Here is a 25,414-nt window from a genome sequence, read left to right on the forward strand (position 1 = left end):
TTAGAATTGTTTTAAGAAACGAAGGTTACCCGATTGGAAATAACGGATATCATGAATTCCGTAACGCATCATCACGAGTCGATCCAAACCGAGACCGAACGCAAAACCGGTCCATTCTTTCGGATCCAATCCCGCGTGGGATAAAACGTTCGGATGAATCAAACCGCAAGGTAAGAGTTCCAGCCAACCCGAATGTTTACAAACGGGACAACCCTTTCCGTCACAAACGAGGCAATTGATATCCAATTCGAAGCCTGGCTCCACAAACGGGAAATATCCGGGTCTCAACCTCGTCTTGATTTCCTTTTCGAAAATTCTGGAAAGAAGAACCTGCATCGTATCAATCAGATTCGCTGCGGAAATATCCTTTCCGACGACCATACCTTCGATCTGGTAAAACGTATGTTCGTGGGATGCGTCGACTTCTTCGTAACGGAACACTCTTCCCGGAGCGATGATTCGAAACGGTGGTTTCAATTTTCTTAATGTTCTTACTTGAATCGCGGAAGTATGAGTTCTGAGAAGATTTCCGTTTTCCAGATAAAACGTATCCTGCATTTCTCTCGCAGGGTGATCGTCCGTAAAATTCAACGCGCCGAAGTTGTTCGTGTCCGTTTCGATTTCGGGCCCGTCCATCACGCTGAATCCCATCGATGCGAAGATGTCTTCGATCTCGTATTGAATCTGAGTGATCGGATGAAGACTTCCGTTGGAAGCTTTCGGAAGAGGACGAAGGGAATCGAAAAACTCGGAAGCGGCCTGCGTTTCAAAGAGTTTTTTCTTCAATGAAGACTTTGTCTCGGCGACGAACGCTTCGAGTTTTTTGGAAAGTTCGTTGGCCTTTTGACCGACGGTCTTTTTTTCCTCGATGGAAAGAGAGGCCACGTTCTTCAAAACTGCGGTGAGCTTTCCCTTTTTACCGATAAAGTCGTTCTTATTCTTATCCAGATCCTCTTCGGAAACGGAAGAGCCGATTTTCTGGATCGCTTCCTGATAAATTGAATCGAGTTCTTGAGATAAGTTCATACGTGCTTCCGCGCTAATTCAACCAGTCCGGGATATATTCCGCCGAACGAGCCGTTGGACATAGCTAAGATCAGAATTTTCTCTCCCGTAAATTGGGGAATCATTTTCTCAAGTTTTGCAAGCAGCTCTTGAGGATCTTTTGCGTAAACCGGAACGGTTTTGGAATTTTTCAAAAGTTTTTGAACGAGCTTCTTTACATCCAAACGAATGTCCTTTGAAACCTTCTTCAAATTGTGGATCTCGGTAAGAATGGTTAAATCCGCACCTAAGAAAGAATACGAATATTCCTTTTGAAATACGTTTCTATGAGAGGTCGCGCTTCTCGGTTCGAACAAGGCGACGATCTTATAATCGTGAAATCTTTTTTTGACCGCGTGGATCGTTTCGTGAACGGCCACCGGGTGATGCGCGAAATCCTCCATAACGACCGCCTTCGGCGATTGAAAGAGAATATCCTGTCTGCGTTTGACGCCCGGAAACGAATCGATCGCCTTCGCGATTCCTGCCTTATACCCGGTCGGGTTGTGAGACTTTAAAATTTCGGAACAAACGCGGATCGCAACTTCGATGTTTCTGTAATTGTGATCTCCGAACAGAGCCGGGTCCAGTTTCGTTCCATCCCAGAAGAGCTCGTGCTTTTTCCAAGTAAGGGAAGAATCCTTCCGATTCCATTCGAATCCTTCCGTCTTCGTAAACTTAACGTGTTGAACGAGTTTTTTGAGAGAACCCGAACCGCTCCAATAAAAGATCTTCCCGTTTCCGGGTACGAGATTGATGAGACGTTTGAACATGGTTTCGATCGCGGTTATATCGGGAAAAATATCCGCGTGATCGAAATCCAGAGCGTTTAACACCGCATAGGTGGGACGATAATGAAGAAACTTGGAGGACTTGTCGAAAAAAGCTGTGTCGTATTCGTCGCCTTCGATAACGAAGTACGGCCCGTTTCCGAGCTCGAATCCCGGAAAACCGTCCTTCCGAATTCCTCCGACAAAAAGCCCGGGTTCGACTCCGTTCTCTTTCAGAATATGATGAATCAAAAACGTAGTCGTCGTTTTTCCGTGTGTTCCCGCCACTACGATGACCTTCTTGCCTTTGAGAAAGAATTCGCTGATCGCCGCCGGCATCGAAAGATAATTCATCCCAGAGTTCAGCATTTCCTCGACCTCGGGATTTCCGCGGGAAATGGCGTTCCCGACGATGATCAGATCCTGACCTTGGATATTCTCCGCTTTAAAACCTTCAAAGTATGGAATATTCCATTCTTTTAATTTATCGGACATAGGCGGATAAACGCCCGCATCCGAACCGGATACGTCGTGTCCGCTTTTTTTGAGCATATAAGCGAGATTGCCCATGGCGATCCCGCCGATTCCGATCAGAAAAATCTTCAATTGAGAACGGTCCTAATTAAGTTGTAGATGACGGTCAGAAACAAAACACCGGTCAGCAGATATGCGAGACCGGACAAAAAGAACATTAGAATTTCCTTATCATTCCACCCGAGAATCTTTTTCAAACTGCGGACGGACAACGCACAGGAAAGAAAAAACGAAATCGCAAGAAAGACCGCCTGCAGCGGAGAAGGCAAAATCCAAAACACGGAGGAAGCGCTGAACGGCAGAAAGGAAACGAGAAGAATGTTCGCAGGCGGAAGAGTTTCCCCTTTCGTTCGATCGGCCTTCTTCATAAAAATGCGGAACACGTCGAATTGCGTGACCAAAAACAAAACGGCTGGATATATTATGAAAGAGAATACGACTCCCGAAAAAAGACTCCATTCTCCCTCGTCGTAACGGACAAAAGATAAAAGGGAAAATACGATGTTGGAAATCAGCTTTGCCGCAGGAGCCAAAATCCAAAGCAGAAAGTGCGTTCTTAAAATTTCGGAATAACCGAAACCGTCCGTCTTTTGATAGAGTTCGTAAGCGTTTTCGGGCGATTGAAAAACTTTTTGAAGAAGGCCGGTGCGAACTTCGGAGAAGTCTTGTTCTTTATCTACGATCATTTGTGGGGATGCGAAGCGTTCGGATTCTTAGGAATCGTATTGAGATTCAACGGTTCCTTTCTCTGCTCCGCTTTGTCCAAGTTCGCCGCAATTTCTTTTAACCGCAAGAAACTATCTTCGCGGATATAAAAAGGAGGTTCGGAAAATTTCCCGTTTATGATACGAACCGTTGGCCGATAATCGACGGAATTGATATTCGTCTTCGGATAATAACGCAACGTAATCCAATCTCCGTTGGAAAGTTTGATCTTTAAGGAAGCGTCCGCAGGAACGCTAGCCAGACTTTTAGCGACTGCATATCCCGCTCCGTTCGAATCGTCCGGATATAATTCGGCGAGCTGACCCACGACTTGGTTGTTCCAAGAGTCGCCCAGGTGTTGCTCCAAAGCAATCAGCTTTCCGGAAAGTCTTCTCCAGAAATTCTTTTTGATCGTCTGTTCCTTGAAGGGGTGATTGTCGAGACGAAGCGTTTTTCCTTCTTCTTCCCAAATTGTTTCGACCACGGATTCGTCTCTGAGGTTGACGAGTTGTTTTTGTCTAAACTCCGCGATTCCTCTCGTGAATCGATCGGCTGTGTTTCCTTGAATCACGAGAATCTCGTTTCCATCCTGAACGATTCTCGTCGAATCTCCGGTTTTCTTTTTACCGATACGAACGGTTTTGCGGGTTTTACCGGAGGATTTCAAAACGATTTGCGGAGAATTTTCGTTTAACGCCAATGAGGCGGGAATCTTTCCTTCGACGATCGGTTCGACGCCTTTGGATTTTAAAACGGAAAGTTCTCGAAAAATATTTTCGGTATTATATCCGCCTTCGAATACGATCGTTTCCCCCGTTTCGAGATCCTTGGATTGAACGGAAAAAAATTCGCGTCCTTCGCTGATTCCCTTTTGCCTCTTGAGAATCACGGGCGACGGATAAAACAACGAGGCGTCTTCGGCTCCCCATGAACCTTTCGGAGGTTGGTATTCGATTTCGTCTACGTCGATGTCCCAAACGGAAATTTCCGTTTGATCCTCTTTTCTTTCATCCAAAAAGAAAAAACTAACGACAAGAACGACTAACGCAAGAAAGAGAAGAATCCAACGTTTCAAGATTCCGCTCCTTCTCTTCTTCGTTTTTGAATCAGAACCGCGGACGAAACGAGCGCGATCAAACCGGGAAAGATAAACATTCCCAAAATCCAAACCGCACGTTTTTGAATGTCCGTCAGCGATACCGTGTTCACTTCTTCTTTTTTCGGCTGAATCGAAGAAAGAGAAAGATCCTGATACATCCAAGTGATCGCGGAAGTCGCAAGTTCGTAGTTGGTTCCGTAAGAAATAAATTGATCGGTGATCCAGGAAGTTCCCGAAAAGATCACGACCCTTCCTTCCTCTTTCGAATTTGCGTTCGCCGCAGAGGAACCCGTATTTTGCGAAGCGGAGCCATTCTCCGTTTTTAATCCCGGAAGCGAGGAAACATTCGGATCATTGACTGCGTCTTTTTTCGGTTCCGAACCCGTAAGTTCGGGAAGACCGGTCGCAGGATTTTGTTTCGTTTCGGTAGATTCGTTTTGGAACTTCGGAATCGTCTTCAAAATCATCCCGAGGATTACGTTTCTTTTTTCCTCGCCCGAATCCTGTTTACCATTATTATTTTTATCTAATATAGAATCCCCTCCGGATTCCATCAAAGGAAACGATTCGAGCGTTCTCCCGGCCGGTCCAAGCGTTGCCTGCGGAACGAAAAATCCGGCAAAGGGAAACATCGCTCCCATTTCCTTTCTCGTGAGAGTTTCTTCGATCGGATGTTTACGGAAGGATTTCGCGAGAACCATTCCCGCTTGTCCTTGGATTTGAGAAAGAGGTCCTTTTTCGAATTCATAACCCGATCGCTCCAAAAGCCAACGGAAGTTTTCCGTTCCTTTCGGATCGATTGTGATAAAGACCTTGCCTTTTTTCTTTTCGATAAAATCGAGAACGGCGGTTTGCGCTTCTTTGGAAAAAGCGACCGTCGGTCCGGTAATCATCAGAACGTCCGCGTTTTCCGGAATTCTTCCGGGCCAACCTTCCGCGATTCCGAGCCCTTTGACTTTGAAGTTTAAGAAACTCAAGGAGTTGGAAAGAATTCCCACTTTTTCGTTCGGAAGATTTTGAAAGATCGGCGAGAATCGTTCCCCGTTGGATTGAGTGAAATAAATATTCTTTTCTTCGGTCGTGATGTTTACGACGGCTTGCACGATTTTGCGTTCGAGGTCTTCCAAATCGGTTTTTTCGCGAACCGCAAGTCTTTGTTCCGCGTATTGTTTTCCGTCTTCGGACAGCGGCTTTTTCGTTCTTACGAGAATCAATCCGTTGGAAACCTGACCGAACTCGGCAAGATCGTCCAATTCCACGTCTGCGTTGATAAAACGGACCTTAAACTGCGGACTCAGAGATTTGAGCTGATCCAGATAAATTTCGAGATCGGGACGGATTCTTCTCAGCGAAAACGAGTTCGCTTTGTCGCTTGAGGAAGAATTCTCCAGAGGACGCGGATAAAACGCGATCACCTCGACTTCTTTCGAAACGTTTTTCAGAATCTTTGTCGCAGTCGGACTGAAAGAATATTGTCCTTTGGAACTCAGGTCGAAGTTGTGATTTCGCATTACGGAAATGTAATTTACCACCACCAAAGCCACGAAAACGATCGCGAGGTTCATGATAAAATAGCGAACGAGCGCTTGTTTGGAGGTTTTTAAAACGCTCTGCGCTCCCGCGGAATCCTTTCCTAATTCCTTGAGCAAGGTAAGAATCAAGAATCCGATAATGGATAAGATCAAAAGCACCAGAAGGATCTCGCGGATTCTTTCGTTGCCCGATCCGGTCGTGTTCGATTTAAGTGCGAGTTCCTCCAAGAAGACGCGCAGATGATAGATTCCGAACGAGAGCAAACCCAAACCCGCGGCTATATAAGAATTCCATTCTTCTTGAATATTCTTTTTTTGAAACCACCGATAGCCCGGCTCCAGGATCAGAATCGCCAACACGAAACCGAGCCATAGCCAACGGTTTGCCGGCAACTGAATGCTGTCGCGAACGGGAAAATACAAAAGCAGGGACGCAAGCGAAACCCAAGGAAAAATTCTAAGCAAAACGGATTCCTTTTTCATCCTCTCCATCTCCTCGATTCCAAAACTTTTACGGTGAGATACAGAAAGAATAACGCGCCGCTTACAAAAAATACGATTCCGTTCAAAGGCAGAACTCCCTTACAAAATGCGATGAAGTGCGAAAAGATATGCAGGTGATACAGAACCTTTCTCGTAACCGAATCGAATAGATACGAAAAATATCCCGAAACCCAGAGGGTTAAAATGATGACGATCGAGATCAAAAGGGAAATCATCTGATTCTTCCCCAGACTGCTTCCGAAAAGTCCGACCGAAAAGGAAAAGATTCCCAAGAGAAAAACTCCGATCGTTCCCGAAACGACGATGTAAAGAGGAGCCTTCCAAAAAGAATACAGAAAGATCGGGAACAAACCGTTTACGAAGACCGAAATCAAAAAGCAGATGAACGTTCCGAACGCGAATTTACCTGCTACGATTTCAAGATCGGTGATCGGAGCCGTAAAAAGAAATTCGAGAGTTCCCCGGTTCTTTTCTTCCGTGATGCTTCCCATCGCAAGGATCAACATCGCGATGATGATCGTGGACATAAACGAAAGAAACGTGATCACGGTCGTGTCCACGTAATTCGTGCCTGAGTTAAAATTCAGGATCAGCACGAACAAAGAATTCAAAAAGGCGGTTCCGCCGAAAACCAAAGGAGCCATAAAGGTTCCGAAGAACACCTTTACTTCCTTGAAAAAAATCCATTTAATATTCTGAAACATCGTTTCTTAAACCTGATTCATAAAGATCTGTTCTAAGGTGACTTCCTGTTTGCGGATGTATTCCAAACGCGGAACGGAAGAAGCGGAAGCGAAAAGTTTTTCCTTGAATTCGCGCTCGAGAGAAGTGGAAACGAGAAACGTATTCCCTCTCGAATCTTCTCCGATCGATTGAAGTTTTTCCGCGTTCACTCCGGGCAAAGAGGAAAGATATTTTTTACCCGAATCCGCGTCGGCGCCGGAAAGAGTGACTTCCAAACCGGAAAGTTTTTCCATCTCTTCTTCGAGTTGTTTTCTATCGCGTTGATATACCATTCTTCCCTTATGCAAAAACAAAAAGCGCGTACAGGTCTTATAAACCTCGGGAAGAATATGACTCGAAAGAAGAATCGTATGTCCTTCTCTCAACGAATGAATGAGATTTCTGATTTCCACGATCTGTTTCGGATCGAGTCCCGAAACGGGTTCGTCGAGAATGATGATTCTCGGATTTCCCAAAAGCGCCTGCGCGATCCCGACGCGTTTTCTAAATCCCAACGAAAGAGTTTCGATGTTGCTTCCTCGGACGTCGGTTAGAAACGTTCTTTCGCAAACTCTTGCAACTTCGGAATCGATCGTTTCGGATGACACTTGTTTGATCCGAGCTGCAAACTTGAGATAATCTTCGACGGAGAGTTCGGGATACAACGGAGGAGTTTCCGGAAGATATCCGATCTTCTTTTTTACTTCGAGAGGATTTTCGAAAGTGTTCGTTCCGTCGATCTCGCAGATCCCGTCGGACGCGATTAAGTAGCCGGTAAGAATTCGGATCGTCGTGGTTTTTCCGGCTCCGTTCAAACCGAGAAGTCCGACGATCTCTCCCTCTCCCAACTCAAAATTCAGACGGTCTATAGCGAGTTTTTTGCCATAGAATTTGGATAGGTTTTTGACTTTGATCATCTTTGTTTAAACTGCTATCGGTAGCGTTCGTAGTTTTAATACGCAGGAAGTCCGATGCTATGGAATTTAGGATTCAGGAAAAATAGAAAAATTTTCCCGGATAGGGTCAACCCCTTTTCTCGACTGCGAGGTTTACCTGGATTCTCAAAAACGGAACAATCTGCGTAGGTTTGTTTCGACCGAACCTAACGTAGAATTGTTCCAATGGTGGATGTTAAATGAGCGACGGGCCGATGGAACGGCCTCTGTTTATCTGCCTTTACTTTCCATTTTCGTAAATCTGCTCGATCTGTTTGGAATATTTTTCCGCGATCAAAAATCGTTTGAGAGAAAGTTTTGCGGTCAGTTCTTCTCCTTTTTCCCAGGAACGGTCGAGCAGACTAAAACCGCCGATCCGTTCAAAGGACTTAAAACCGTTTTGGTCGCTTATCATTTTGGAAATTTCGGAACGAATCAGGGCTTTCACTTCCGCGTTCGACGAAATCGTTTTCAGATCCGATCCGTATTCCTTTAGGTTTTCCAAACTCGGAACGACGAGTACGCCCGGAAATTTTTTATCCTGACCGACGACCATACAAGATTCGATCAAAGGAGATTCCTGAAGTTTCGCTTCGATCGGAACCGGTTCCAAGTTTTCGCCGTTGGAAAGTACGATCGTTTCCTTGATTCTTCCCACGATCTTTAAGTAAGAATTGGCCGTGAGCAAAGCAAGATCTCCCGTCTTGAACCAACCTTCTTGAAGAACCTTTTCGGTGGCCTCGGAATTTTTATAATACCCTTTCATCACCTGCGGTCCTTTGACGATCAGTTCTCCCTTTTTACCGAACGGATTGGAACCCGGATAAATATTCTTGCCGGTTGCGATGTCCACGATCCGAATTTGAGTTTCCGGAAAAATCTTTCCGACGGTTCCCACGATCAGTTCGTCCGGAGTTCTCATGGAAAGAATCGGACTGGTTTCGGTAAGTCCGTATCCTTCGAGTACGGGAATTCCGATCGCGTTGAAGAGTTCGTCCACGTGAAGAGGAAGGGCCCCTCCACCGGAAACGCTGGCTTTGAGATTTCCACCCGTCGCCATTCTCACTTTTTTCAAAACGACGATGTCGAGAAGTTTTGCGGGAATCGCGATCCAAGCTAAAATGATAAGCGAAATCAATTTTTTGAATATGCTTACCGCAAAGAATTCCGGATTCAGCTTCAGTTGTCTGTTTTTTAGAACCGCCAAATTTCTGTATCGAATTCGATTCGTTTTCAACGCGGCCGCAAAAAGAATTTTGGAAATTCCCTTCATCCCTTGCAGTTTCGTTTGAATTCCCTGAAAGATGCTTTCCCAAAGTCTCGGAGCAGACGCCATAAAACTCGGTTTAACGATTTGCAGGTCCTCTTTGAGGGAACGGATGTTCGTGTAATAGGTTTTGCATCCGAAGGTTATCGAAACGATTTCGAAAATTCTTTCGAAGATATGCCAAACGGGGAGAATGGAAAGAATCTTATCCTCTTTCTCCAATCCGAGCGGTATGTTCCGGATTTGCGAAAGAATGTTCGCGTGCGTCAGCATCACCCCCTTCGGATTTCCGGTCGTTCCCGACGTATAAATCAGCGTTAAAAGATCGTCCGGTTCGATTCGATCGATGCGCGCGGAAATTTTTTCCTTGGACAGACTTCTTCCTTCCTCCAAAATCTTTTGAAACGAAAGGACCTTTCCTTCCTTAAAAAGTTCCGGAGTTCCGTCCATCAGAATCACGTATTCCAGGCGAGGCAGTTTATCGCGGATCGAATTCAGTTTTTTGAATACGTTTGCGTTTTCTATAAATACGATTCTGCAATCGGAATGAGAAAGAATGTATTCCATATCCTGAACCGTTGCGTCGCTTCCGCGCGGAACGTCCGCGGCTCCTGAAAACAGAACGGCGAGATCGGTCTGAATCCATTCCAGACGATTGTCCGCTATGATCGCGACATTCTCCTGCGGTTTTAAAGCGCAGTTTTCGATCAGATAGGAACCGAGGGAAAGCGCGTCGTCATACAGTTCCGCGTAGGTAGGACCGTCGAAAATTCCTTTCGTATTTTTTGTGAGGAAGGATTTTTCGTTTTGATACTTCCCGACGGAATTTCGAAATACCTGTGCGAGGTTTTTACAGCCTGTCCACGGATTTAATTTTCTTTTATCGGAAGAATCAAGCTGCAAGGTTCCGTCCTGAACGGATGGGTTCTTGTAATTCTTAAAGTTTGCATGGGTCATGCAAAAGAAAATACATCGAAACGGCGCAAGGGTCGACGGGATTCATGATTCCATACCCTTTTTTCGGAGATATTCCGTGGGAGTCGTTCCGGTTTCCCTGCGAAAGGATTCGTTAAACGAACTCTTGCTGTTAAACCCGCAACGCATCGCGACGTGAATGATCTTCGCTTCGGGATCTTTTTCCAAAATCCGAATCGCCTCCCGAATCCGATGATAGTTCAAAAATCGATTGAAGTTCATCCCGTACGAATCGTTGACCACCTGCGAAAGTTGATCCGGCCGAAGAGAAAGCTGATTTCCGAGCGACTTGAGGGAAAGCTCGTCGTTCAGATAAATTTTTTCCTCTTCAAAAAGGACTTTGATCTTTTCCAAAGCTGAATCCTTCAGATCGGAGTTGATCCTGCTTTGTTTCCTTCTAATTTCACGAACCCCTCTGCGGAGAATTTCCAAAAAGTCCGGATAACGCGACAGAAGAATAAAGATCAAAAAAACGCCCGTCGAGAATCCAAAGGCGCCTAACGTTTTTAAAAAGGAGAATTCTCCCTTGATAAATCCGCTGAACGTGATCAGCTTAGAAACCCCGAACCAGCCTAGGATCAGATAAAAAACGGACAACGATCGTTCCTGACCCGCGTTGAAAAGAATTCTCGAGTTAAACAAAAATCGAAACGAAAACGCGATATAAACGCCCGGCACGAGATAGCTCATATTTAAGAAAAACAGAATATAGTTTCTGAAGAGCGGGGAAACGACCGATTCATTTTTGCGGAAAATTTCGAGTTTATCCTGAGTCGGTAAAAGTCCGATCGGGAGAAATAACGCAATTAGGAACAACACGAACAAAACGTGAAACCACTGAACGCGATTCCATAAGTATTCCATCTTGAAGATGGATTGGATGAAGAGATAAAAAAGAGGACCCGTTGCGATCGCAAAGGGAATATGCCAGAAAATCAACGCCGGAAACTCGAATAACTTGCCCGATGTGAACAGATGAAGCTGTCCGAGCCAAATCGAAATCGACAGAAATAAAAACGCTCCGATCTTAAACGTAGGGGACTTTTTACGATTCAGTCCCAGCATGATTCCGATCAACGCGGAACAAAATGCGCTCGCATATCCGTACAATTCAATCCACATCGGGCTACCGATTCGCAAAACTAGACTTCCGTTTAATTCTGCCAATATCATTTTTTTTATGTCAATTCGAAGACTGCGACCTGCAAAAAAGAATTGCGGAACCGACTATGAAACGCGATCCATCCTTAAACACCTAAGGAAAACAAAAGTTCATGGCAATCGCAAATTTTCTGAACCAAGTCAAGACATCCGGAGGAAAACTTTTCCTTCAATTCGGAGGACAAGGATCTCCTTTCTTGAAAGAACTCTCCAAACTTTATGAATCCGAACCTTCTCTTAAAGAATTCTTCGATATTTCTTTCAAAGCCATCGCTGAGGAAGTTCCTAAACTCGATAAAAAGATCCTCTACGGTGGTTACGATTTCGAAAGCTGGGTAAAAAGCCCGGATACAGCGCCGGATGAAAATTATCTCTGCAGCGCGCCCGTTTCCATCGTGGGAATTTTTCTCACTCAAATCGCAAACTACATCGCGTTTACGAACAAAGGCTTTCCCGTTCCCGAGCTGATCGCAAACTCCATCGGAGTTACCGGACATAGCCAAGGAGTCATCTCCTCCGCGTTAATCGCTCTCGGGAAAGAAGGCGCCGATTTTAACGCTGCCTATGTGAAATTCTTAAAGTTCGTTTTGTATATCGGATATAGAGCGCAGGAACTCGTCGGACCTTACAATCCTTCCGAAGCGTTGCTCAAAGCGAACGAAGAAATCGGCGACAAACAACCCGCTCCGATGGTTGCCGTAATCGGTTACTCTCAGAAAGAACTCGAAGACAGAGTGAAACAAACCAACGACGCTCTCGGTTTGAGCGGAAACAAAGCGATCTACGTAAGTCTTTTCAACACTCCGGATTCCAACATCGTATCCGGAAGTCCCGAATCCCTTCTCGAACTCCGTAAGAAGTTCAAAGCGGAAATGGACGAGAAAAAAGTGAAGTTCGTATATCTGAGAACCACCGCTCCTTTCCATTCTCCCCACATGGAAGAAACGAATAAAACCGTTCCTCTCGATATGGAAAGAATCGGTTTCGATTTCAAAGGTTCCGATCTAAAGGTTCCCGTTTATTCCATCTTTGACGGAAGAAACATGCAGTCCGATGCGGGAATCGGTCTTCCGCTCTTCCAGGAAATGTTGATCAAAACACTGTATTGGGACAAGGCGGTAAAAGCTTTTGCAAGCACGTCTAACGTTACAGGTATCGACTTTGGGCCGAGCGTTGTGAGCCAAAAACTGACTCAAGCGAACATGGGAACTTCCGAAAACAAAATTTACGCGGTTTCCAGCCCTAAGGATATCAAGGTTCTTTTGGCCTGAAAAACCGAAGAACATCGATTCTAAAAAAGATCCCATTTCGGAAATTAATTCCGAAATGGGTCTCCGTCCTCTTATCTCTTAAACGCCCCGAAAAAGAAATTCCGAAGCTCACAAAGGCCGATTTTACCACCGGACTTTTTTGCGAATATCATCTATGGCTGAACACGTATCAGCGACGCGCAGATTTCGATCCTTTCGAACATCAATACATTTCTCCGAAACAGAAATCGCTTTTGCGCGATCTTTCCCATTCCTTTTATCCTAAATCGAAAAACGTCCGTTACTCGCAAGCGGAAACCAGAAGAAACTTAAAATCGGGAATTGGGGTCCGATCCGCGTGTTTGGAAACGGAAAAATTTTCCATGAAAGCGGAATACATTCTTCCCAACGAGGAGTTACCCGGATCGTTCGAACTCGCGGTCCTCAAAGCTTCGAGTTCATTCAAAAAACAACATATTACAGAAATCGCATATCAAAAATTCGTAGCTGAAGAATCGGGTTTCCCGATCTCCAAATGCACTTTGATCTTCGTAAATTCCAAGTTTCTCTATCAGGGTGAAATTCGGATCGATTCTTTCTTTGTGCGTAAGGACGTTACGGCCGAAGTCGCGCTTAAGGCCAAAGAAACGAGGGAAACTGCCTATACTTTGCACGAACTTCTTTCCAATAAGAATCTTCCGTCCCGGTCGATGAGCAATCTTTGTTCCCACCCGAGAAACTGTTCTTATCCCGAGGTTTGTCTCGCGCCGAAAGTTCCCGGCGATATTTTTACGCTTCGGGAAGGAAAAGAAGAATCCGGTAAACTCTACGATCAGGGAATTCTTCATTTAAAGGACATCCAAGAAACGGAACATTTGACTTCGCGTCAAAAAACGCAGATTCAAACGATGCAAAGCGGAGTTCCGTATCTGAATCAAAAAGTCTTTTCCGAGTTTTTCGGAAAGATCCGTTATCCGATTTATTTTCTGGATTTCGAATCGATCAATCCTCCGATTCCCGTATATCAAAATTCCTATCCGTTCCAGCACGTTCCGTTTCTATTCTCCCTTCACGTAATCAAGGACGATCTTTCCAAGGAACCGGAAAGTTATCATTACATCGAGGACGGAATCGTCGATCCTCGAAAAGGAATATTAGAAAAACTGAAAGAATGGATTCTCCCGGGAGGAACCATCGTCTGCTTTAACGATAAGTTCGAAAAGAGATGTTTGGAGGAATCCGCCGCGGCCTTTCCGGAATACAAACCCTGGGTGAAATCCATCCTGGACGACTTCACGGATCTCGCAAAGCCGTTCTGGGAATACGATTATTACCATCCCGATCAAAGAGGAAGCACTTCCTTGAAAACCATTCTTCCCGTTATCACCGGTCAGTCTTATAAGAATCTTGGGATCCAATCGGGGCAGATGGCTAATTCAGAATTCCTTCGCGCCAAAACCGAACCGATGCCTGCGTCCGAAAAATCGGAGATCGAAAAAAATCTCATCGAATACTGCAAACTCGACACGTATGCGATGGTTTTGATTCTTCGTAAAATTCAGGAATGGGTCAGAAGTCATCCGAACCCGGACGCATGAAAGAATTCTAATGAACGATTTGATTCTTCTTCCGCGTTCGGGAGAATATACATTCTTCCTGATCTATTATCAAAATTCCTGGGTGGATTTTAAACCGAAACGAATCCTGAATCTAAGATCGGAAGAAAAAACCGTCCTTGTCGAATGAGACAGTTTTGCTTTTTATACGCCCGATCGTTTTTAATTTTCCGAGTCGATCCTGCGTTTTTCCGGAAATGACGTTTGAACGAAAACGGCTTTCATCGGACTTAAAGTCCGTTTTCGATTCGTTTCGGGAATACCGATCTTCGGAATCGCTCCCGCAAAAGATTCCTTCTTTCTTTAATAAATATTTTTTTTCTTTCGATTCCCGGATTGAAATCTAAAATAATTCGTCTATTCTTTCTCATTGCGGAAAAACTTTCCGAAACAGATCATTCTTTGGAGAAACTATGAAAAAATTTTTAGTGTTTTGTTTGACCTTCGCTTTATTCACAACTTCGGTTTATTCGGAAACTCCGGCGCCGCCGAGTGAGGAAAAAGCAAAAGCGGATCTTCGTTCTCATTGGGCAAAAAAATACAAAGGGGAAACGATCGAGTCCATTGAAAGCGGCGGAGAACCGGTGATCTTAGAAAAGACCGACGCAAAAGGAAAGGTCGTCGAAACGAAATATAAAATTCCTTTTATCGTAGTTTCCAAAAAAGGAAATTCCAAAACAAAATTCGAGGCCGGCGCAAACTACATTCTTACGAAAACCAACCAGTGGAATTTTTCGGAAGTGGGTGTAGGCAACGTCGAGAAGATGGCCGGCGGAGATCAAGCCGCGCCTGCAAAACCGAAAGTGAAAGAAATCATTCTCAAAGCTCTGAACGATAAATATTCGGGAGAATATACTTTTTCCGATCTCAAAATCGACGACGGAGAATTCGGAAATTCCGGTGAAAGATTTTGGTATCGATACCAAGGAGATATGAAACGAAAAGCCGCCGACGGTTCCGCAAGTACCTGTAACGATTCGGATTTTACGATTCAAAAACAAAATGCGAACGCCGATTGGACCGTTGAGATTACGTCTCTTGGAAGAGGGTGTTATTGACTTTTCGAATCATTCAATTGCCGGTTCTTCCGGCAGTTGAAGAATCGTTTTCGAATGTAGATTCTTCCCCTTTTTATCCTTAAACTTTCTTAGATCCTTAAATCCCGTTTCGGAATCAGGAAAATCCGGTTGTCCACAGACCTGGACCGATTTTCAGTGTTCTCAGAATGGCGCAAAGCAAACCTGTTAAGAAAATCGTCCTCGCGTATTCCGGTGGATTGGATACGTCCGTAATTCTCACCTGGCTGAAAGAAACATACGGTTGCGAAGTGATCGCTTTTACCGCAGACGTAGGCCAAAAGGAAGAACTTTCCGGCCTGGAAGAGAAAGGAATCAAAACCGGAGCTTCCAAAGTTTATATCCAAGACCTTCGCTTGGAATTTGCACGCGACTTTATCTTCCCCGCAATTCAGGGGAACGCGCTGTATGAAATGCGTTATCTTCTCGGAACGTCCTTAGCAAGACCCCTTATCGCAAAAGCGATGGTGGAAGTCGCCGAAAAAGAAGGAGCGGACGCGTTCGCTCACGGCGCGACCGGGAAAGGAAACGATCAAGTTCGTTTCGAACTCGGAGTTAAATCTCTCGCTCCCGAAAAAACGATCATCGCTCCCTGGAGAATCTGGAATTTCGGCGGTCGATCCGATCTGATCGAATACGCAAAGTCGAAGGGAATTCCCGTTCCGGTCACCGCGGAAAAACCGTATTCCATGGACCGCAATCTTATGCACATCTCTTACGAAGGTGGAATATTAGAAGATCCTTATAGAGAGCCGAACGAGAACATGTTTCTCCTAACGACTTCTCCCGAAAAAGCGCCGGACGCTCCCGAATATCTCGAACTCGATTTTCAGGAAGGAAACTGCGTCGCAGTCAACGGGAAAAAGATGAATCCTCTCGAAGTGATGGATACGCTCAACACGATCGCCGGCAAACACGGCGTGGGAAGAGTGGACATCGTGGAAAACCGCCTCGTAGGAATCAAATCCAGAGGCGTTTACGAAACTCCGGGCGGAACCGTGTTGTTTGTCGCACACCGCGATTTAGAATCGATCACGATCGACCGCGACACGCAGCATCATAAAGACAAATTGTCCATCGAGTTTGCGGAACTGATCTACAACGGTCATTGGTTTTCATCCAGAATGAAAGCGGTTCGCGCATTCATCACCGAAACACAAAGATACGTGACCGGAACCGTAAAAGTAAAACTTTATAAAGGAACCTGTTCCGTCGTGGGAAGAAAATCCTCCGTTTCCCTTTATAATCCGGAAATGGCTACCTTTGAAAAAGAGGAATTGTACAATCAGAAAGACGCGGAAGGATTCATCAATATTTACGGATTGCCCGCTCAAGAAACGGCTAGGCTTCGTAAAAAATGAAACACTTAGCGATTTATCCGGGTTCCTTTGATCCGTTGACGAACGGACATTTGGATATTCTTCAGAGATCCTTGGGACTATTCGACAAGGTGATCATCGCGATCGCCGTAAACTCGAACAAGTCCACGCTGTTCTCGATCGAAGAAAGACTCGGATTTATCCGCGAGGTTACGAAAGGAATGGAAGGTCTTGAAATCGATACCTTTCAGGGATTGACCGTGGATTATTGTGCGAAGGTCGGAGCGAAGAGCATCATTCGCGGCCTCAGAGCGGTCACCGACTTCGACTACGAATATGCAATTTCTCTTATGAATAAAAAATTGGCTCCCGAAGTGGAAACGATCTTCTTCATGTCCTCGAACGAGTATTCCTTTATCTCTTCCACGATAGTAAAGGAAGTGGCGAGACACGGAAGGGACGTGAGCAACCAAGTTCCGGAACTTGTCAGCAAAGCATTACTTAAAAAACTCTCTCAATAAGGAAAAAAAATGTCCAGAACGTTCATCATGATCAAACCCGACGGAGTAAAAAACAAACACGTCGGAAACATTCTCGCGAGAATCGAAAAAGAAGGATTCAAGATCCTCGGTTTAAAATACCTGAAACTCTCTCTCGAAGATGCAAAACAATTCTATAAAGTACACGCCGCTCGTCCGTTTTACAACGACCTTTGCAACTACATGTCTTCCGGACCGATCGTAGCTGCGGCTCTTGAAAGAGACAACGCGGTTCTCCATTGGAGAGAAGTGATCGGAGCGACCGATCCGAAAGAGGCGGCTGCGGGAACGATTCGCGCTCTTTATGCGGAAAGCAAAGAAGCGAACGCGGTCCACGGTTCCGATTCAGACGATAACGCGGCTTTAGAAGTTTCTTTCTTCTTCAAAGGGAACGAATTGTTCTAAAACCTTCTCCGGGAGCCTGACGTCTGTTAGGCTCCGATTTCCTTTCTTTTTTCAAGATTTCCGATTAAATTTTCGGACTCGACCGATTCCCGTTCAAAAATAAGCGATTTTTTGGTTGTACTTTTTGGAAAGAAATTATTAATTCTTACCGAAATCTGTTATTAAAAGGTTCTTTAAACCGACAATTCTAATATGAACGCAAGCACTCGGGAACAGCTCCAAAAACACAGCGAAATCATGAAACAGTACAGAGCCAACGATCCGTTCGGCGATCCGAACCACGGAACTCCGGATTGGATGGACGACGTGATGGAGTTGATCTACTCCAGGGAAGAGTTCTTAGTGGATTCGGAATCGGATTTTGAAATCGAGTGATCGTTCGAATCGCTTACGTTGATTGAGTGGTTTCGGTTTTAAGCGTTTTTCATCCTTTCGATCCAACCTCCATCCAGTTTTCATAGTCCTCCCTTAGAATCCATTCTCCGTTTTCCCTTTTTCAAAACGTAGTAGTTCCTACATTTTTCAACATACAAAGCCCGATCGGAAGGAGTTCCTACCTTTTCTCGGAACATTCCGAGATACACGATGATTGGTAGTAGTTCCTACACTGGAACGAAACCATCAAACAAATGTCCCGACAAACTATCCAACTTCAATTTCACTTGTCAAAACGTCGGCGTTTTCCGCAAGTTCCATTCTTCCCATAATGGAAGGGAATTGACCGTTGATTCCGTTCTCGATCTATTTGAAGTATTAGGAGACGAGAATGTCCGAAAAAACCAAAATCGCAATCGCATACGGAGACGGAATCGGTCCTGAAATCATGGACGCCACTCTAAAAATTCTCAACGCGGCCGGGGCCAAAATCGATCCGATCGAAATCGAGATCGGAGAAAAAGTATATAAGGACGGACATTCTTCCGGAATCAAACCCGAGGCTTGGGACGTTCTCAGACAAACGAAAGTATTCTTAAAAGCGCCGATCACCACTCCTCAAGGAGGAGGTTACAAAAGTTTAAACGTGACCGTTCGAACAACATTGGGCTTGTTCGCCAACGTTAGGCCTTGCTTCTCCCTATATCCGTACGTCGAAACGAAACATCCCTCTCTCGACATCGTCATCATCCGTGAAAACGAAGAAGATCTTTATACGGGAATCGAACACAGACAAACCAACGATACGGTTCAATGTCTTAAATTGATCTCGCGCCCCGGTTCCGAAAAAATCATCCGTTATGCGTTCGAATACGCGCGCGCGTATGGACGCAAAAAAGTGACCGCGATGGTAAAAGACAATATCATGAAACAGACGGACGGTTTGTTCCACGATATCTTTAAGGAAGTCGCGAAAGAATATCCGGAACTCGAAGCGAATTCTCAGATCATCGACATCGGCGCGGCCAACCTCGCGGACAGACCGCAGAACTTCGACGTGGTCGTAACGTTAAACCTCTACGGAGATATCATCTCCGATATCGTAGCGCAAATCGCCGGTTCGGTCGGAATGGCCGGATCTTCCAATATCGGAGAAATCGTTTCGATGTTCGAAGCGATCCACGGTTCCGCACCCGACATCGCAGGGAAGAATCTCGCAAATCCGTCCGGACTTTTGAATGCCGCCGTGATGATGCTCGTCCATATCGGACAACCGGACATCGCCGCCAAGATCAACAACGCATGGCTTTTAACGATCGAAGAAGGAATTCACACGGGCGATATTTTCAAACCCGGAGTCAGCCGAATCAAAGTCGGAACCAAAGAATTCGCCGAAGCCGTGATCGGAAACCTGGGACATCTTCCCGAAAAATTCAAACCGGTCTCCTTCGGAAAAGCGAAGAAAATTACGATTCCTGAATATAAGAGAACCGTTCAAAAGAAGGATCTCGTCGGAGTCGATATTTTCCTGGATTGGATCGGAAACGATCCCGAAGAACTCGGCAAAAAACTCAAGGCCCAATCCGACGATCTGACGTTGAAGATCATCACCAATCGGGGAGTGAAGGTTTATCCGGACGGTCAGCCGGAAACGTTCTTGATCGATCATTGGAGATGCAGATTCGTAAGCAAGGAAGCGCTGATAAAACCGGAAGATCCATCGTATCATCCGATCTCTCACAAACAAATCGCCGAACTTCTTTTGAAACTAGACGCGGCGGGTTTCGATACCGTAAAAACGGAAAACCTTTATTACTTCGACGGTAAACGAGCCTTCTCCTTAGGCCAAGGGGAATGAAGAACCTCAAAGGAAAGACCGTTTGCATCACGGGGATCGGCGGTTTTATCGGGAAACGTCTCGCCGAAATCGCACAGGAAAAAGGAATCCGAGTCCGAGGCATCGAACTCGATCCGGGCCGCGCGGACGAACTCCGTAAACAAGGTTTCACGGTAATCGTAGGAAGCACTTCCGATTCGAAGGCGCTTGCGGAAGCCGTAAAGGGATCGGACTATGTTCTTCATACAGCGGCCATCGTGCGCGAAGGCGGATCTCTTGAAGAATTCAGAAAAGTGAATGTACATTCTTCCGTCGAGCTTGCAAAAATCGCGAGAGAAGCCGGAGCCAAGGGGATCGTCCATTATTCTTCCGTAATGGTTTACGGTTTTACTTATCCGCCCTTTGTCACAGAAAAAGGTCCGTTTCGAGGAGAAGGAAATCCGTATTGTATCACCAAGATCGAAGGAGAATCTGCTTTGCTGAAACTCAACGATCCGCCTAAGTTCGGAATTCTTTTCATTCGCCCCGGAGACGTTTACGGCCCCGGTTCCGGTCCTTGGGTCGTACGTCCGATTCAACTGATGAAGAAAAAACTCTTCTCTCTTCCGAACGGAGGCAAGGGAAGAATCAATCTGACTTACGTTGACAATCTTGTGGAAGGAACTCTTCTCGCTTTGGAAAAACAAGCTTGGGGTGAAGCCTTCAACATCACCGATGGAACTACGATGACATGGCGCGAATACTTTGATCGACTTGCGGAATCCGCGGGACTCTCCAAACCGTTTTCCGCGCCCGCTTGGTTTTTGAAAGGTTTGATCCTGTTAATGAGCGCCGCGTACAAGTTAATCGGCAAAGAACCTCCCGCAACCAAAGAAGGAGTGAATTTTATTTTAAGAAAGAATCCGGTCTCGATCGAAAAAGCAAAATCGTTGTTAGGGTATCGACCAACGATTGAAACCGAAACCGCATTGAAAAAAACGTCGGATTGGGTGAGGGTTTACGCCAAATCGCTATAGAGTTTTTGAATATGATCTTGAGTGAGGGGTTTGGAAAGATAACCTTTGACTTCCGGAAAGGAATTCGCTTTCACGATATCTCTTTCATCCACGGAAGAACTGACCATAAAGATTGTGATTTTTTTTGCGAGGTCGCCTTGGATTTTTTTGAATTCGTCTAAGAACTGCCAACCGTCCATAAACGGCATGTTGATATCCAACAGAATCGCATCGGGGAGTTCTTCCCGATCGGAACTCAGAGTTTGAAGTTCTTGAAGTGCTACTTCTCCGTCCTGGAAATCACGCAGCTTGGTGGCTCTGCCGTCTTTTTCCAGAAATCGCTTTGCGATCATGATATAGATGGAATCATCATCGATCAACCAGAAGTTCATATTACCGTTGTTCAAAATCATTATACTTATTGAAATTGATGATGAAAGTAGTACCTCTACCAGGAGAACTTTCAACCGTTATTTCACCTCCGAGGGATTCTATTTGATTCTTAGTCATAAATAACCCGATGCCCTGCCCCTCTTTTTCCCGATGAAAGGTTTTGTTCATTTTAAAGATTTGGTGACCATACTTTTTAAGATCGATTCCCAATCCGTTATCTCTAGCGACTAAAAAGACTTTTTTCTCCTCCACAAATGAGACGAACGAAATTTCCGGTTTTCGACTTGGGTCCGCGTATTTCAAAGAATTACTTAACAAATTCAAGAGAATACTTTCCAAATATACCCGAGGATAAAGAATTTCGGGAGCTCCGGAAAAGTCAGTAACGATCTGGGCGCCCGCTTCCTTGATCTGTGCAGATAAAAGGCTCTGTACCTTACCAAAAGCGTCCTTGAACAGGACCTGTTGTTTGTCGATATTTCGATTTCTTCGGATCTTGATCACTTCTACGATATCATTCAACGTTACCATCAAATCCTTGGCGCTTGTTTCCAAGGATTCAAGAAGTTCGTCCTTGTCCGTACCGTCTTTTTCGCGGAGCATTGTGGATAACGTGAATATGTTTCCGATCGGAGCCCTAAGATTGTGCGACACGATTTGATTGAATTCCTCCAACTGAGAATTTCTCTCCGTTAGGTGATTGCTCAAAGCTTGAAGCGCTTCGTTTTTTTCGACCAAAGCCGAGATCATGTTTTTACGATCCGTGATGTCTTGAATCTGAGAAATAAAGAACAAAGGTTTTTTATGAACGTCTCTCACAAGGGAAACGATCAACAGTACCCAGATCGTGCTTCCATTCTTATGAAAGTATCGCTTTTCCATCCGATACGTGTCCCGCTTTCCGTCCAAGGTTTCCTGAAGCAGCGTTAGATCGGCCATCAGATCGTCGGGATGTGTGATGTCTTGGAACGTGAGTTTTAAAATCTCTTCGCGAGAATAACCGATGATCTCCAAAAGACTCGGATTCACTTCGAGCCATTTTCCTTCCAGGGAAACGAGAGCCATACCGACGCCCGAGTAATAAAACGCATTGAAGAATTTTTCCTCCGAAAGACGGATGTCGTCGAGAGCCTGTTTTTTTTCCGTCTCATCCGGAATCGTATTCAATCCCTGATATTCCCTGGAAGTCGTAAGAAGGGCGGTCACTTCTCCTTGATCGTCGTAAATCGGCTTCGCAATCGTCTGAAGCCAAACATACTTCCCATCTTTTTTGAGGAATTGATACTCGATCAATCCGATCGAATTACCCTGTCGAATTGGTTCATGAGAATTTTTTAAAATTCTTTCACGATCCAAAGGATTGAAATAATCGTAAGGATTTTTTCCGATAAGTTCCGCGGGTTGATAACCTAACATCGATGTTACGGAAGGACTTACGTACCGATAAATCCCGTCTGGCTCGTGGATACAGATCAGCTCGGGACTTTTCTCGACGATAAATTTATACATATCGGCCGATTGAATATCAAAGTCGTTCAATGTAACTACCGTAGGTTTTCCTTAAAATAAGTTCCATTTCATAAAAGACAATCCATTACGAATCGGAGAAGGGGGAATTTTACCTTTTTTATCGGCAATCGAACGCTCGATTTCAAAAAAAGAAATCGTTATACGAAGTTTATTACGGCAAAACAGAACGCGGGCCTGCCATTGTAAGCAGTTCTTTTAAAAGAATTAGACCTTAGAATAAGAAGAAAGAATTATTTGCGGAAGTCTGGAACAGATCAAGGAATAAGGAAGAAAGCGGATTTCCTTGTCGGACATGAATCCGACAAGTTTTCGATTTTATTCTCCGTCGTTTCCGAGCGCTTCCACGGGACAGATTTCCATCGCCTTCTTTGCCGCGATTTCCTCTTCCGGAGTCGTGGGTTGCTTATGAAAATAAACCTTGGATTCGTCTTCGGTGTATTTGAGAAGCGTAGGAGCTTCTTCCAAACAGTCGTTACAAGGAACGCAGCTATTATCGATATAATATTTACCGGGTACGTTCTGTTTGACTTTATCGTTTTTATCAGCCATGCTTACAAAGTTTATCGAACGATTGTTTCGTCAACCCCCTTTTCAGAATTGACACCCATTCCAACACGAGGATACTCACCGAAGTTATGAGCGTATGGACGGAAAAAATATCGAGACGTAAGCTATTCGGTTTCGGATTAGGCGGACTGTTGAGCATCGGAATCGGAAGCATCTTTCTGAGCCGATCCAAAAACGAATCCCTTCCTAAGACGTTATTCTTCTCTTCCGCCGAAGCTGAATTCATTCTCTCTTACGCACAAACTCTACTACCGATCGAACCCGGTTTCCCCGATTTGGAAAAGACCGAAGTGATCCGCAGACTCGACGAAGAATTCTTTTTTGTCGACCCGACGATCTCGGACGATTTCAAATCCCTCATTCTAATTTTGGAATATCTTCCGTTAGTCAGCGGATATTGGAGCCGCTTTTCAAGGATGAACGAAGAAGACAGAAAGAATTTTCTTCATTCTCAGGAAGCGACGGACTCGGATACGATTCGAGCTGCATTAGCAAACCTTAAACTTCCGATCTTCTTGGTTTATTACGGACACGAATCTTCCTTTAAAGCGATTTCGTATGACGGACCCTTCGGAAATCCTCCCGAAAGATTAAGCGAATCCAGAATCTATTATAAAAAAATGCTGGGGGAGCTATGAGCGGCCGAGTTTACGAATGGAAAAATCTCGGAGATTCGAGAACCGTTAAAGCGGACGTTGTCATAGTCGGAACGGGATGCGGCGGAGCGACGCTTGCATACGAACTTGCCAAAAACGGAAAGAAGGTCGTTCTCATCGAAGAAGGCGGTTACTATCACACAGGCACATTCGACAATCATGAACTCAATATGGCCGGAAAAGTTTCCGCCGAAAGAAACATGGCAACGGATGCGACGGGAACCATCAATCTCGTTTATGGAAAGAACGTCGGCGGCGCCTCCGTTCATTATTGGGCCGATAGTTATAGAACGCCCGATGATCGACTCAATCTTTGGAAGGACCAATACGGAATTCACGCTCATTCACCGGAGGATCTGAATCCATATTGGAAAGAACTGGATGAAACCTTAAACGTTCATCCCGCCAAAGAAGAATATCATAATAAGATGAATCAGCTTGTGAGAAAGGCCTGCAAGTCCCTCGGTTGGGAAGGCAATCCGGTTCCTCAAGCAAGAAAGAACTGTCAAAAGTCCGGGCATTGTATGCAGGGATGTATGTACGGAGCGAAACAAAGTCAGTTGGTGACGCATATTCCGAGAGCGATGGCTTTGGGAGCGGACATCTACGCGGATTGTAAAGCGACTCGCTTGGAACTCAAAGGCGACACGGTTGAATATTTGGAAGCGGTAATGATCGATCGCCCATCCGGAAAAGAATCGGGAATCACTTTAAAATTCGAGGCTCCGATTTTCGCGATCGCGGCCGGAGGGTTCGGAAGTTCCACATTCTTACTTAGAAACGGATGGAAGAAAAAACTTCCCGCACTCGGAGAACATCTTGCGATCAACCCTTCTCCCTTCGTTCACGCGTTTTATGACGAACCCATCGTTCAATGGAGAAACATTCCTTCCGCATTCGGAGTGGAAGAATTTCGCTTAGCCCTTTTTCAAAAAGACGGAAGTTATATCGAAGGCGGATTTTTGATTATGGCGAATCAGCTTCAACCCGGAAGCCTCGCCGCTTTGATTCCCGGATTCGGAACGGAACACAGAGAAATTATGAAACGACTTCCGCAACTGGGAGGAACGATCGGCTGGATCGACGACGTTCCTTCGGAACTTGGAAACATATCCGTTAGTTCTTCCGGAAAGCGAACGGTCACATATAACTTCGGAAAACTTACGAAAGAATTCCTTAAGGATTGTATTCGCAAACAAGTGCTGTTGAATTTTCGAGCGGGAGCGAAGTGGATTCTATTACCGGATCTGAAACGAACAAAACTTCTTTCCGAAAAAGAAATCGATAAAATCGATCAACTCGAATTAAGTCCCGCTTCGATGATGATGGCCGCTCCTCATCCTGCCGGCGGATGCAGGATGGGTCAGGATCCATCGCGTTCCGTCGTGGACTGGAAACATAAGGTTCACGGATTGAAGAATCTTTACGTTTCCGATTCGAGCGTGTTTCCCACGGGAGTTTCGGTGGATCCGAGTTATACGATCATGGCTTTCAGCAAACAAGCGGCGAAATTCATTCTCGAAAATTAAACGCGATCGATTTTAAGAAAGAATCCGGCTTAGTAAAATAATTTCTTGCATTCGAATACGGAAGGCTTAATATCTTGC

At 45.1% G+C, this 25,414-nt stretch carries 24 protein-coding genes; 12 read left to right on the top strand and 12 right to left on the bottom strand.

The window, feature by feature from the left end; all coding sequences use genetic code 11:
• The 9 genes from pheS to DLM76_RS04775 form a co-directional block, all read right to left on the bottom strand.
• Positions 1 to 1,026 carry a phenylalanine--tRNA ligase subunit alpha gene (gene pheS, locus DLM76_RS04735; protein WP_118964466.1) on the bottom strand — a complete coding sequence of 342 codons (1,026 nt, stop codon included), beginning with the start codon at positions 1,024 to 1,026 and terminating at the stop codon, positions 1 to 3.
• Positions 1,023 to 2,420 carry a UDP-N-acetylmuramate--L-alanine ligase gene (locus tag DLM76_RS04740; RefSeq protein ID WP_118964467.1) on the bottom strand — a complete coding sequence of 466 codons (1,398 nt, stop codon included), beginning with the start codon at positions 2,418 to 2,420 and terminating at the stop codon, positions 1,023 to 1,025. The genes pheS and DLM76_RS04740 overlap by 4 nt, the downstream gene beginning before the upstream one ends.
• Positions 2,417 to 3,034 carry a hypothetical protein gene (locus tag DLM76_RS04745; protein ID WP_118964468.1) on the bottom strand — a complete coding sequence of 206 codons (618 nt, stop codon included), beginning with the start codon at positions 3,032 to 3,034 and terminating at the stop codon, positions 2,417 to 2,419. Before DLM76_RS04745 ends, DLM76_RS04740 begins: the two co-directional genes overlap by 4 nt.
• Entirely contained in the window at positions 3,031 to 4,128 is a 1,098-nt protein-coding gene (locus DLM76_RS04750) for a DUF4340 domain-containing protein (protein WP_118964469.1), read from the bottom strand. The genes DLM76_RS04745 and DLM76_RS04750 overlap by 4 nt, the downstream gene beginning before the upstream one ends.
• The gene (locus DLM76_RS04755) at positions 4,125 to 6,167 is read right to left on the bottom strand and encodes a motility-associated ABC transporter substrate-binding family protein (protein WP_118964470.1); all 2,043 of its coding nucleotides are present in this window, start codon (positions 6,165 to 6,167) and stop codon (positions 4,125 to 4,127) included. The genes DLM76_RS04750 and DLM76_RS04755 overlap by 4 nt, the downstream gene beginning before the upstream one ends.
• Entirely contained in the window at positions 6,164 to 6,892 is a 729-nt protein-coding gene (locus DLM76_RS04760) for an ABC transporter permease (protein ID WP_118954711.1), read from the bottom strand. The genes DLM76_RS04755 and DLM76_RS04760 overlap by 4 nt, the downstream gene beginning before the upstream one ends.
• A 6-nt stretch (positions 6,893 to 6,898) precedes the next feature.
• Positions 6,899 to 7,828, bottom strand: coding sequence for an ABC transporter ATP-binding protein (locus DLM76_RS04765; RefSeq protein WP_118964471.1), 930 nt, complete (start codon positions 7,826 to 7,828; stop codon positions 6,899 to 6,901).
• Between the two features lie 259 nt (positions 7,829 to 8,087).
• A complete protein-coding gene (locus tag DLM76_RS04770) occupies positions 8,088 to 10,070 on the bottom strand; it encodes an AMP-dependent synthetase/ligase (RefSeq protein WP_241548175.1) in 1,983 nt (660 codons plus the stop codon).
• Between the two features lie 42 nt (positions 10,071 to 10,112).
• Positions 10,113 to 11,210, bottom strand: coding sequence for an AraC family transcriptional regulator (locus DLM76_RS04775; RefSeq protein ID WP_158586369.1), 1,098 nt, complete (start codon positions 11,208 to 11,210; stop codon positions 10,113 to 10,115).
• A gap of 152 nt (positions 11,211 to 11,362) precedes the next feature.
• Between DLM76_RS04775 and DLM76_RS04780 the strand changes: the two genes are divergently transcribed.
• The 10 genes from DLM76_RS04780 (at position 11,363) to DLM76_RS04825 (ending at position 20,682) form a co-directional block, all read left to right on the top strand.
• Positions 11,363 to 12,520 (top strand): ACP S-malonyltransferase, encoded by a 1,158-nt coding sequence (locus tag DLM76_RS04780; protein ID WP_118964473.1) that lies wholly within the window; start codon positions 11,363 to 11,365, stop codon positions 12,518 to 12,520.
• A 158-nt stretch (positions 12,521 to 12,678) separates the two neighbouring features.
• Positions 12,679 to 14,097 carry a DUF2779 domain-containing protein gene (locus DLM76_RS04785; protein WP_174714637.1) on the top strand — a complete coding sequence of 473 codons (1,419 nt, stop codon included), beginning with the start codon at positions 12,679 to 12,681 and terminating at the stop codon, positions 14,095 to 14,097.
• A gap of 10 nt (positions 14,098 to 14,107) precedes the next feature.
• Positions 14,108 to 14,245 (top strand): hypothetical protein, encoded by a 138-nt coding sequence (locus DLM76_RS21525; RefSeq protein ID WP_020985685.1) that lies wholly within the window; start codon positions 14,108 to 14,110, stop codon positions 14,243 to 14,245.
• Between the two features lie 283 nt (positions 14,246 to 14,528).
• On the top strand, positions 14,529 to 15,173 hold the full coding sequence (locus DLM76_RS04795) for a hypothetical protein (protein WP_118964476.1): 645 nt from the start codon (positions 14,529 to 14,531) through the stop codon (positions 15,171 to 15,173).
• A gap of 167 nt (positions 15,174 to 15,340) precedes the next feature.
• The gene (locus tag DLM76_RS04800) at positions 15,341 to 16,552 is read left to right on the top strand and encodes an argininosuccinate synthase (RefSeq protein ID WP_118964477.1); all 1,212 of its coding nucleotides are present in this window, start codon (positions 15,341 to 15,343) and stop codon (positions 16,550 to 16,552) included.
• Complete coding sequence (coaD, locus tag DLM76_RS04805) at positions 16,549 to 17,031, top strand: pantetheine-phosphate adenylyltransferase (protein ID WP_118954703.1); 483 nt, start codon at positions 16,549 to 16,551, stop codon at positions 17,029 to 17,031. The genes DLM76_RS04800 and coaD overlap by 4 nt, the downstream gene beginning before the upstream one ends.
• 9 nt (positions 17,032 to 17,040) lie before the next feature.
• Entirely contained in the window at positions 17,041 to 17,454 is a 414-nt protein-coding gene (locus DLM76_RS04810) for a nucleoside-diphosphate kinase (RefSeq protein WP_118954702.1), read from the top strand.
• A gap of 192 nt (positions 17,455 to 17,646) precedes the next feature.
• A complete protein-coding gene (locus DLM76_RS04815; protein WP_003005890.1) occupies positions 17,647 to 17,829 on the top strand; it encodes a hypothetical protein in 183 nt (60 codons plus the stop codon).
• A 391-nt stretch (positions 17,830 to 18,220) separates the two neighbouring features.
• Positions 18,221 to 19,687: an NADP-dependent isocitrate dehydrogenase gene (locus DLM76_RS04820; RefSeq protein ID WP_118964478.1), complete on the top strand. Its 1,467-nt coding sequence runs from the start codon at positions 18,221 to 18,223 to the stop codon at positions 19,685 to 19,687.
• The gene (locus tag DLM76_RS04825) at positions 19,684 to 20,682 is read left to right on the top strand and encodes an NAD-dependent epimerase/dehydratase family protein (RefSeq protein WP_118964479.1); all 999 of its coding nucleotides are present in this window, start codon (positions 19,684 to 19,686) and stop codon (positions 20,680 to 20,682) included. The genes DLM76_RS04820 and DLM76_RS04825 overlap by 4 nt, the downstream gene beginning before the upstream one ends.
• On the opposite strand, the gene DLM76_RS04830 is transcribed toward DLM76_RS04825, so the two are convergent.
• The 3 genes from DLM76_RS04830 to DLM76_RS04840 all read right to left on the bottom strand — a co-directional run bounded on the left by DLM76_RS04830 (position 20,664) and on the right by DLM76_RS04840 (position 23,133).
• Entirely contained in the window at positions 20,664 to 21,053 is a 390-nt protein-coding gene (locus tag DLM76_RS04830; RefSeq protein ID WP_118964570.1) for a response regulator, read from the bottom strand. The two genes, DLM76_RS04825 and DLM76_RS04830, sit on opposite strands and share 19 nt — an antisense overlap.
• A 1-nt stretch (position 21,054) precedes the next feature.
• Complete coding sequence (locus DLM76_RS04835; RefSeq protein ID WP_118964480.1) at positions 21,055 to 22,593, bottom strand: PAS domain-containing sensor histidine kinase; 1,539 nt, start codon at positions 22,591 to 22,593, stop codon at positions 21,055 to 21,057.
• 306 nt (positions 22,594 to 22,899) lie between these two features.
• Positions 22,900 to 23,133, bottom strand: a complete 234-nt coding sequence (locus tag DLM76_RS04840) for a ferredoxin (protein WP_118954698.1) — start codon at positions 23,131 to 23,133, stop codon at positions 22,900 to 22,902.
• Between the two features lie 86 nt (positions 23,134 to 23,219).
• Here DLM76_RS04840 and DLM76_RS04850 point away from each other — a divergent pair, with 86 nt between their 5' ends.
• Positions 23,220 to 23,789, top strand: a complete 570-nt coding sequence (locus tag DLM76_RS04850) for a hypothetical protein (protein WP_118964482.1) — start codon at positions 23,220 to 23,222, stop codon at positions 23,787 to 23,789.
• Positions 23,786 to 25,336, top strand: coding sequence for an FAD-dependent oxidoreductase (locus DLM76_RS04855; protein WP_118964483.1), 1,551 nt, complete (start codon positions 23,786 to 23,788; stop codon positions 25,334 to 25,336). Before DLM76_RS04850 ends, DLM76_RS04855 begins: the two co-directional genes overlap by 4 nt.
• Positions 25,337 to 25,414 lie beyond the last annotated feature (78 nt).

It is taken from the genome of Leptospira yasudae, assembly GCF_003545925.1.
Taxonomy (GTDB): domain Bacteria; phylum Spirochaetota; class Leptospiria; order Leptospirales; family Leptospiraceae; genus Leptospira; species Leptospira yasudae.